The sequence below is a fragment of the Amycolatopsis acididurans genome, from assembly GCF_012328925.1.
Lineage (GTDB): Bacteria > Actinomycetota > Actinomycetes > Mycobacteriales > Pseudonocardiaceae > Amycolatopsis_E > Amycolatopsis_E acididurans.
Genome location: NZ_JAAXLS010000023.1, coordinates 88,776 through 98,094, shown reverse-complemented (window position 1 = coordinate 98,094; position 9,319 = coordinate 88,776). Strand labels below are relative to the sequence as shown.

The following is a 9,319-nucleotide window of genomic DNA, read 5'->3' as shown; positions in this document are numbered from 1 at the left end:
CGCGAGTCCGCCGTTCCCAGCGCCCGAGTCCAGACTTCCGTGCGCCCGAGTCCGGCCTTCCGGTGCGCGAGTCCGGCGTTCCGTGTGCGCGAGTTCAGACTTCCGTGCGCGCGAGTCTGGACTTCCACGCGTCCGAGTTGGCATTTCGGGCACACGGATCGCCGGACTCAGGCGCAGGGATCGCCCGACTCGGGCGCTCGGAAGGCCCGACCCGCGTGCACGGATCGTCCAACTCGCGCGCACGGATCGGCCGACTCAGGCGCCCGGGACGCTCAACTCGCGCGCACGGAACGCCGGACTCGAGCGCACGGAACGCCCAACTCGCGGGGGCGCACGGATCGCCGGACTCGCGCGCACGGAACGGTGGACTCGGGCGCAGGGAAAGCTGGACTCGCGGGTTAGAAGTGGAGGGGGGTTGGGGGGAGTTTGGCGGCGACGGCGTCGGAAACCTCTTGCAGGGGGCCGGTTCCGGCCGAATCCGGCACCGTCAGGCCGATGTAGACGTCGCGGTCGACCACGTACCAGGTCGACGAACCCTCGCCTTCCACCGGCAGCCACTGCACGCCGGACACCACGCGCAGCTGCGCGGTCGGCGTCAGCTCCGGCGGCCGCTCCAGCCCGCACCGCAGCACGATGGCGTCCGGCTGGCCCCACGCGACCGTCGCCTCGGGCGCCGGCGCCGCCAGCTCGCGGCGCTTGAGCGTCGCGCCGTTGGAGATCAGATCGGCGGGCAGCGCGGGGATCAGGGTCGCGCAACTCGGCGAACCCGCCTGCGGCGCGGGCACCGGCACCAGCGCGAGCTGGCCGGAGTTCTGCTGGTCGTTGCGGCCTGACTGCGCTACCAGACTCACCACGGCGACCGCGGCGGCCAGCGCGACCGCGAGCACCGCGGCCAGCAGCATCAGGCGTCGCGGCGGCGCGCCCGTCGAATCGGTGTCCGGCACGGTCTTACAGGTGCACGACCGGGCAGGTCAGCGTGCGCGTGATGCCCTCGACGCCCTGCACTTTCGCGACCACGAGCTGCCCGAGCTGGTCGACGGTCTCGGCCTCGGCGCGCACGATGACGTCGTAGGGACCGGTCACGTCCTCCGATGAAGTGACGCCGGGGATGCCCGCGATCTCCCCGGCGACCGCGGCGGCCTTGCCGACTTCGGTCTGGATCAGGATGTATGCGTGAACCACGGCGCGCCCCTTCGTCTTCTTCAGCGAACTCAAGGTAGGAACGTGGAAGCAACCTACCTCAACCGGTAGACGATAGGTGATCAGACATTCCGACTTACGAGGGACGGAGGTAGCGCGTGTCGTCACGCAACGTGCCGGACGCCGGTTCGGTCGCCGAGCTGGGTGAGTTCGGCTTGATCCGCGCCGTGACCGAGAACCGAAGACAGCCCGCGAGCACGCTGCTCGGTCCCGGCGACGACGCGGCGATCGTCGCGACGCCCGACGGCCGGGTCGTGGCGAGCACCGACGTGCTGGTGCAGGGTGTGCATTTCCGGCTCGACTGGTCCACCCCGGAACAGGTCGGGCGCAAGGCGGTCGCGGTCAACCTCGCCGACATCGCGGCCATGGGCGCGGTGCCGACGTCCGTGCTGGTCGGGCTGGCCTGCCCCGGTGACACCCCCACGAACCTGATCACCGAACTGGCCGACGGGATGTGGGCCGAAGCAGGCCGGGCCGGCGCCGGTCTCGTCGGCGGCGACATGGTGCGATCCGACCAGCTGGTGATCAGCATCACCGCATTGGGTGATCTGCGTGGGCGTGAGCCGGTCAAACGGTCCGGCGCCCGGCCCGGCGACGTCGTCGCGGTGTGCGGTCGGCTCGGCTGGGCCGCTGCCGGACTGGCCGTCCTGCATCGCGGGTTCCGGTCACCGATCGGCGCGGTCAACGCGCAGCGCTGCCCGGAACCGCAGTACGCCGCCGGGCCCGCCGCGGCCGAGGCCGGCGCGACCGCCATGATCGACGTGTCCGACGGGCTGCTGGCCGATCTCGGGCACATCGCGGAGAGCTCGAACGTCGGCATCGACGTGCGCACCGATCTGCTGGAGGTGCCGCAGCGCCTGGTGGACGTGTCGACCGCACTGGGGGGCGACCCGCTGCACTGGGTGCTCACCGGCGGCGAGGACCACGCGCTCGCGGCCACCTTCCCCTCCTTCGCCGACCTGCCCGAGGGCTGGCGCCGGATCGGCGCGGTGACCATGCCGGACTCGGGGCTGACCGTGGACGGCGGGCCGTACCGGGGCGAGAAGGGCTGGGAGCACTGGAGGTGATGGAGCTTCGCGTGACACCGTTCGACGATCCCGACTCCGTCAAGCTCATCGCCGAGGTACAGCAGGAGTACGTCGTGCGCTACGGCGACCAGGACAAGACCCCGGTCGAACCGGCGGAGTTCGCGCCGCCGCACGGGTTGTTCCTGGTCGGCTACGCCGGCGGTGAACCCGTCGCGTGTGGCGGCTGGCGTGCGCGGCAGAACCCGACGGGCGCCGAGATCAAGCGCATGTTCGTGGTGAATTCCGCGCGGGGTAAGGGTTTCGCGCGCCAGGTACTCGCCGAACTGGAGCGCACGGCGGCGCGCGCCGGGCACCGGCGGATGGTGCTGGAGACCGGTTTGAACCAACCCGAGGCGATGGCGCTGTACCAGTCCTCGGGGTACGAGAAGATCCCGCAGTTCGGCGTCTACAAAGGAACGACGCTGAGCGTGTGCTTCGGCAAGGACGTCACGCCGGAGTCAGCCGGAGCATGACGGCCCCGTGCGCGGGCACCGTCGCCCGTGCGCTCGGCACGTCCTTGTGCAGCCACAGATCCCGCACCCGCCACCGGCCCGCGATGTCCGCCGACATCGTCGCGGGTGTGTCGCCGCGGTTGAGCAGGACGACCGCGTAACCACCGCCGGACAACGGTTTGCCCCACACGTCGAGGGCGCCGTTCGTGGACAGCCTGCGGCCCTGCGTTCCCGCGAAGTCCTGGTCGACGGCGATGACCTCCGGGTTCTCCAGCGTCGCCAGGTCGTCGGCGGACGGTGCGGTACCGACGAACAGCGGCGCGTTGAGCACCGCCCACATGCTGAAGTGCGCGCGGTCCTCCTCCGGTGTGAGCGTGCCGTTGCCGATCTGCAGCATGTCCGGGTCGTTCCAGGCGCCGGGGCTGCCCGTGGCCACCTCCGCCTGCTGTTCGATCGTGGCGGTGACCGAGTTCCAGTCCGGGGTCAGGTCGTAGGTGGTGCGCCACATGTTCGCCACGCCGCGGCCCCAGTTCCACGGCTGCTGGACGCCGTATTCGGAGATCGAGTAGAGGATCGGCCGCCCGGTGCGCTGGAGTTCGTCGCGCATCTTCGCGAACGCGGTCCGTTCGTCGAGACCGTCGTGGGTGTCGGCGTAACACCAGTCGTACTTGAGGAAGTCCACGCCCCAGGCCGCGAAGGTCCGCGCGTCCTGACCTTCGTGCCCGAGCGAGCCGATTCCCGTTGCGGGATAACCACTGTTGTACATCGCGCAGGTGCCGCTGCCCGGTACCGCGTAGATCCCGAACAGCAGACCGCGCGAATGCACGTAGTCCGCGAGCGCGGCGATGCCGTGCGGAAACCGCTCCGGATCGGGCCGCAGCGAACCGTCCGCGGCGCGCGTGAGGTCCTGCCAGCAGTCGTCGACCACGACGTAGCGGTATCCCGCGTCGCGCATCCCGGTGCGCACGAGGGTGTCCGCGGCGTCGCGCACGACCTGTTCGTTCAGGCCGTCGCAGCCGACCTGGTTCCAGCTGTTCCAGCCCATCGGCGGGGTGGCGGCGAGGCCGTTGTGCAGGTCGTCGCCGGGGCCCGAGGGCCAGATCAGCGATGCCGCGAGCGTCACGGCGGCGAGGACTATCCGGCCGAGCATGCTCGTGATCCAATCGCACGGGAAGTGAGTTTGTAGTGATTGGAGCCGTCGTGGCGATTTACGCACTGGGGGATCGCGTGCCCCAGATCCATCCGCAGGCCTATGTGCATCCGGATGCGACGGTGATCGGCGACGTGCGGATCGGCGCGTACGCCTCGGTGTGGCCGCAGACGGTGCTGCGCGGCGACCACGGTTACATCGAGATCGGGGAGCGGTCGAACATCCAGGACGGGTGCGTCGTGCACACCACCGCCATCGAGCCCACAATCCTCGGCCCGGGTTCGGCGATCGGCCACGCGGTGCACGTCGAGGGCGCGAGGATCGGCACGGGCTGCCTGCTCGCGTCGGGTTCGGTGGTGCTCAACGGCACCGTGATCGAGGACGGCGGCATGGTCGGGGCGGGCGCGGTGCTGTCCTACCGCTCCAACGTCCCGTCCGGCCACATCGCGCTGGGCGTTCCGGCGAAGACCCGGCCGAACACGTCCTTCGGGCCCGACCAGATCCAGAACGTCGTGGAGAGTTATGTCAAGCGCGCCCAGGAGTTCCGCGAGCACCTGCGGCGGCTGGACTGACAATTCCCACGGCACACGGCTGTCCGTCTCCCCGGGCCGAAGGGTGCGGAGGCAAGCGCTAAAGTCGCCGCCGTGACTGCGAAACCGCTGCCCGAGGTCGTCGAAGCAGGGTGGGCCGAAGCGCTCGCCCCGGTCGCGGACCGGATCGCCAGAATGGGCGAGTTCCTGCGCGCGGAGATCGCGGCGGGGCGACGGTACCTGCCCGCGGGGGAGAACGTGCTGCGGGCGTTCCAGCAGCCGTTTTCCGAGGTGCGGGTGCTGATCGTCGGGCAGGATCCGTACCCGACGCCGGGGCATCCGATCGGCCTGTGCTTCGCCGTGGCGCCCGACGTGCGGCCGCTGCCCAAGTCGCTGATCAACATCTTCAAGGAGTACTGCGACGACCTGGGTCATCCGCAGCCGGCGTGCGGTGATCTGACGCCGTGGACGAAGCAGGGTGTGCTGTTGCTGAACAGGTCACTCACCGTGCGGCCGGGCGCGCCGAACTCGCACAAGGGCAAGGGCTGGGAGGAGATCACCGAGCAGGCGATCCGCGCATTGGCCGCGCGCGGCGGTCCGCTGGTCGCGATCCTGTGGGGCTCCAACGCGCGCAGCCTCAAACCGCTGCTCAACGGGGTGCCGTGCATCGAGTCCGTGCACCCGAGCCCGCTGTCGGCGCACAACGGCTTCTTCGGCTCCCGCCCGTTCTCCAAGGCGAACCAACTGCTGCAGGAGCAGGGCGCTGACCCGATCGACTGGAAGCTTCCCTAGGTACGCCGAAAGGCCCGGGGGACTGAGGTCCACCCGGGCCCTGGAAGAACCGCCAACGGTCAGCCGCGGACGACCTTGCCTGCCTTGAGGCACGAGGTACACACGTTCAGGCGCTTGCGCTGGGACAGACCGACCTTGGCGTGCACGGTCTGGATGTTCGGGTTCCAGCGGCGGTTGGTACGCCGGTGGGAGTGCGAGACCGCCTTGCCGAAGCCGGGTCCCTTGCCACAGACGTCGCACACGGCAGCCACGTCGAACTCCTTTGACATTCAGGGAAGACAAACCACGCCCAGCAGCGCTGAGCAACTCGACCATAGTAACGAGTGTCTTCGCGCCACCCGCGCCCGGGTCGATACGCTGCGGAGAGCCTGGGTGAGGAGGTCGTGCGTGCGGGCGCTGGACGAGACGGCGGTGAGGGCGTGGGCAGCGGCCTGCGTGCACAGTCTCGACGTGCTGCGACCCGCCATCAACGGCATCAACGTCTACCCGGTCGCCGATTCCGACACCGGCTCCAACCTCCTGCACACCATGGCCAGCGCCCGCGACGCACTCGTCACCGACAGTGAGGCGACCGGCGCCGGCCAGGCACTCGCCGCGCTCGCGAAGGGGGCCATCCACAACGCGCGCGGCAACTCGGGCGTCATCCTCTCCCAGGTCCTGCGCGGTCTCGCCGAATCCGCGGGCGACGCCACCGAGCTGGACGGGGCGGCCCTGGCGAAGGCGCTGCGCTACGCCGACAAGGCCGCGACCGAGGCCGTCGCCCGCCCCGTCGCGGGCACGATGCTCACCATCCTCCAGGCCGTGGCCGCCGCGACGAACGCGCACCAGTCGCTGCAGGACGTCGTCACGGCCGCCGCGAAGGCCGCCTCCGAGGCACTCGAGCAGACGCCCCAGCAGCTGCCCGTGCTCGCCTCCGCGGGCGTGGTGGACGCGGGCGCGCGCGGGCTGGTCGCCGTGTTCGACGCGCTCGCCGGTGTCGTCACCGGCACCGCCACCGAACTCGCCCACTCCTGCGAAGCCCACACCACCGCGGCGGAGGCCGAACCCGCTCCCTACGCCTGGGAGGTCATGTACCTGCTGGAGGACGTCCAAGACCCCGACCTGACCCCGTTCCGCCGCGTGCTGAGCGGTCTGGGCGACAGCGTCACGGTCGCGGGCGACGGATCCGGCGGATACGCGGTCCACGTGCACTGCGCCGACATCGGCGCGGCCATCGAGGCCGGCCTCGGCGTGGGCAGGCCCCGCCGCGTCCGCGTCGAGCCGCTCATCACGCCCACCCCGATCGAGGCGCCGGCCGGAGCGGACCGCACGGTCGTCGCGATCGTGCGCGGCGAGCCGCTCGCGGAACTGCTGCGCGAGGAGGGCGTCGCGGTCCTCGCGCCGGAAGCGGGCACCAAGCCGAGCGTCGAGGAGATGCTGGGGCTGATCACCGAGCGCGCGGTCGGCCACATCACGATCCTGCCCGGGGGGATGGACCTGACCGAGGCCGCCGATGCCACCGCGGGCCATCCGATGATCGGCGACCGCGAGGTGGTCGTCATCCCGTGCGCCTCGCCGGTGCAGGTGCTGGCCGCACTCGCCGTGCACGACCGGCAGCGGCGCGCGAACGACGACGTCGTGGCGATGGCCGAGGCCGCCGCGGCCACCCGGCGTGGCGAGCTCGTCGTCGCCCGCGAGGAGTCGATAACCTGGGTGGGCCGGGCGCACGCGGGCGATCTCATCGGGTTCGTGGACGGCGAGGTCGTGCTGGTCGAACCGCGGTCGGCGCCGAACCTGCTCGCGGCCGCGGTGACCGTCTGCGAACGGATGCTCGCCGCCGGCGGAGAGCTGCTGACCGTGCTGACCGGGGCGGCCGCGCCCGCGGGGATCGACGTGGAGCTGGCCGACCGGCTGCGCGAGACGCGGCCCGAGGTCGAGTTCGTGAGCTATCCGGGTGGCCAGACCGATGCCGTCCTGCTGATCGGCGTGGAGTGAACGTGGCAGTACTGAGTGACAAGCTGACCCCGCTGCTGGGCGCCAAGACCACCAAGGCGCTCACCGAGTCGCTGGGCATCGAGACGGTCAGCGACCTGCTGCGCCACTACCCGCGCCGCTATGCCCGCCGTGGCGAGCTGACCGACATCGCGGGGCTGGAGATCGGCGAGCACGCCACGGTGCTGGCGCGGATCGAACGCGTCGAGAAGCGCCGCATGAAGACCAAGAGCGGCTCGATCCTGGAACTGGTCATCACCGACGGGCAGCGCAGGCTCAACTGCGCGTTCTTCAACCAGGCCTGGCGGGAGAAGGAACTGCGGGTCGGCAAGACCGGGCTGTTCGCGGGCAAGGTCAACGCGTTCCGCAGCAAACTGCAGCTGGCCAACCCCGAGTACCAGCTGCTGGAGTCCGAGGACGAGTCCACAATGGACGACTTTCTCGCCCAGATCATCCCGGTGTACCCGGCGGCCGCGGGGCTGCCGTCGTGGTCGATCATGCGCTGCGTCCGGCAGGTGCTGGACATCCTCGAGATCGACGAGGACCAGATGCCGGAGCCGATTCTCCAGCGCCAGGGCCTGCTCAGCCTGGACGACGCGCTGCGCGGCATCCACCGGCCGGACAGCTGGGAAACCCTGGAGCGGGCGCGGCACCGGCTCAAGTGGGACGAGGCGATGGCCATCCAGCTGATCTTCGCGCAGCGGCGGTCCTCGGCGGTGTCCCGGCCCGCGCCCGCGTGCCCGCCGAAATCCGGCGGCATCCTCGAGGCGTTCGACAAGCGCCTGCCGTTCGAGCTGACCGCCGGGCAGCGCGAGGTGGGCGAGCACATCGCGGCCGACCTTTCCGGCGAGCATCCGATGAACCGGCTGCTGCAGGGCGAGGTCGGCAGCGGTAAGACCATCGTCGCGTTGCGCGCGATGCTGCAGGTCGTGGACGCCGGAAGGCAGGCGGCGATGCTCGCGCCCACCGAGGTGCTCGCGGCCCAGCACGCGCGCTCGTTGCGGGAGATGCTGGGCGATCTCGGGCAGGCGGGCGAACTCGGCGCCGCCGACGAGGCCACCAGGATCACCCTGCTCACCGGTTCGATGTCCACAAAGGAGCGCAAGCAGGCGTTGCTGGACGCGGCGAGCGGCGCGGCGGGCATCGTGGTCGGCACGCACGCGCTGATCCAGGACACGGTTTCCTTCGCGGACCTGGGTTTCGCCGTGGTCGACGAGCAGCACCGCTTCGGCGTGGAGCAGCGGGACGCGCTGCGTTCCCGCGGTGCCGACGGGACGAGCCCGCACGTGCTGGTCATGACGGCGACGCCGATTCCGCGGACGGTCGCGATGACGGTGTACGGCGACCTGGAAACGTCCTCGCTCAAGGAAATGCCGGTGGGCCGCTCGCCGATCGCGACCACGGTCGTGCCGGTCGCGGAGAAGCCCGCGTGGCTCGACCGGGTGTGGCAGCGCGTGCGCGAGGAGGTCCAGAAGGGACATCAGGCCTATATCGTGTGCCCGCGCATCGGTGACGAGCCGCCGTCGGACAAGAGCGACAAGCGCCCGCCGCTGGCCGTGCTCGACGTGGCACAGGAGCTGGAAGCCGGTCCGCTGCAAGGGCTGCGGCTCGGGATCCTGCACGGGCGGCTGCCCGCCGACGAGAAGGACGCGATGATGCGTGCCTTCACCGCCGCCGAACTCGACGTGCTCGTGGCCACCACGGTGATCGAGGTCGGCGTGAACGTGCCCAACGCCACCGCGATGGTGATCATGGACGCCGACCGGTTCGGGGTGAGCCAGCTGCACCAGCTTCGTGGCCGGGTGGGCCGCGGGAAGGTGCCGGGACTGTGCCTGCTCGTCACCGAAGCGCTCGACGGGACCTCCACCAGGGAACGGCTGGGTGCGGTCGAGTCCACAACGGACGGCTTCGAACTGTCCAGGCTGGACCTCGAACTGCGCCGCGAAGGCGACATCCTCGGTGCCGCGCAGTCCGGCAAGCGCTCCACGCTGAAGCTGCTTTCGTTGCTGCGGGACGAGGATCTGATCGCCGAGGCACGCGAAACCGCACAGGCCGTCGTTGGCGTCGATCCCGATCTGACGCAGAATCCCGAGCTGGCACACATGGTCGCGGCCGTGATCGACGAGGATCGTGCGGAGTATCTGGAAAAGAGCTAGA

General features: G+C 70.5%; 10 protein-coding genes. 6 read left to right on the top strand and 4 right to left on the bottom strand.

All coding sequences use genetic code 11. From position 1 onward, the window contains the following. Positions 1–398: 398 nt before the first annotated feature. Together HFP15_RS26885 and HFP15_RS26880 are read right to left on the bottom strand one after the other, a co-directional pair. Positions 399–944 carry a DUF3515 domain-containing protein gene (locus tag HFP15_RS26885; protein ID WP_312871757.1) on the bottom strand — a complete coding sequence of 182 codons (546 nt, stop codon included), beginning with the start codon at positions 942–944 and terminating at the stop codon, positions 399–401. A 4-nt stretch (positions 945–948) separates the two neighbouring features. After that, the gene (locus HFP15_RS26880) at positions 949–1,182 is read right to left on the bottom strand and encodes an Lrp/AsnC family transcriptional regulator (protein WP_144751370.1); all 234 of its coding nucleotides are present in this window, start codon (positions 1,180–1,182) and stop codon (positions 949–951) included. Positions 1,183–1,298: 116 nt separating this feature from the next. On the opposite strand from HFP15_RS26880, the gene HFP15_RS26875 reads away from it, so the two are divergent. Beyond that, a complete protein-coding gene (locus HFP15_RS26875) occupies positions 1,299–2,267 on the top strand; it encodes a thiamine-phosphate kinase (protein WP_312871756.1) in 969 nt (322 codons plus the stop codon). Continuing rightward, a complete protein-coding gene (locus HFP15_RS26870) occupies positions 2,267–2,740 on the top strand; it encodes a GNAT family N-acetyltransferase (RefSeq protein ID WP_168519540.1) in 474 nt (157 codons plus the stop codon). Before HFP15_RS26875 ends, HFP15_RS26870 begins: the two co-directional genes overlap by 1 nt. Here the strand turns inward: HFP15_RS26870 and HFP15_RS26865 are convergent. Then, entirely contained in the window at positions 2,715–3,869 is a 1,155-nt protein-coding gene (locus HFP15_RS26865; RefSeq protein WP_168519534.1) for a glycoside hydrolase family 27 protein, read from the bottom strand. The two genes, HFP15_RS26870 and HFP15_RS26865, sit on opposite strands and share 26 nt — an antisense overlap. Positions 3,870–3,919: 50 nt before the next feature. Between HFP15_RS26865 and HFP15_RS26860 the strand changes: the two genes are divergently transcribed. Together HFP15_RS26860 and HFP15_RS26855 are read left to right on the top strand one after the other, a co-directional pair. After that, positions 3,920–4,441, top strand: a complete 522-nt coding sequence (locus HFP15_RS26860; RefSeq protein ID WP_168519533.1) for a gamma carbonic anhydrase family protein — start codon at positions 3,920–3,922, stop codon at positions 4,439–4,441. Between the two features lie 72 nt (positions 4,442–4,513). Next, positions 4,514–5,191, top strand: coding sequence for a uracil-DNA glycosylase (locus HFP15_RS26855; protein ID WP_168519532.1), 678 nt, complete (start codon positions 4,514–4,516; stop codon positions 5,189–5,191). 59 nt (positions 5,192–5,250) lie between these two features. Here the strand turns inward: HFP15_RS26855 and rpmB are convergent, their stop codons facing one another. Next, positions 5,251–5,442: a 50S ribosomal protein L28 gene (gene rpmB, locus HFP15_RS26850; RefSeq protein ID WP_168519531.1), complete on the bottom strand. Its 192-nt coding sequence runs from the start codon at positions 5,440–5,442 to the stop codon at positions 5,251–5,253. A 136-nt stretch (positions 5,443–5,578) separates the two neighbouring features. Between rpmB and HFP15_RS26845 the strand changes: the two genes are divergently transcribed. Next, on the top strand, positions 5,579–7,165 hold the full coding sequence (locus HFP15_RS26845) for a fatty acid kinase ATP-binding subunit FakA (protein ID WP_168519530.1): 1,587 nt from the start codon (positions 5,579–5,581) through the stop codon (positions 7,163–7,165). Positions 7,166–7,167: 2 nt separating this feature from the next. Further along, positions 7,168–9,318 carry an ATP-dependent DNA helicase RecG gene (gene recG, locus HFP15_RS26840; RefSeq protein WP_168519529.1) on the top strand — a complete coding sequence of 717 codons (2,151 nt, stop codon included), beginning with the start codon at positions 7,168–7,170 and terminating at the stop codon, positions 9,316–9,318. Position 9,319: the final 1 nt, after the last annotated feature.

Excerpts from the sequence above, each read along its gene's own strand:
- HFP15_RS26865 (WP_168519534.1), bottom strand. The coding sequence starts at position 3,869 with ATGCTCGGCCGGATAGTCCTCGCCGCCGTGACGCTCGCGGCATCGCTG.
- HFP15_RS26870 (WP_168519540.1), top strand. The coding sequence starts at position 2,267 with ATGGAGCTTCGCGTGACACCGTTCGACGATCCCGACTCCGTCAAGCTC.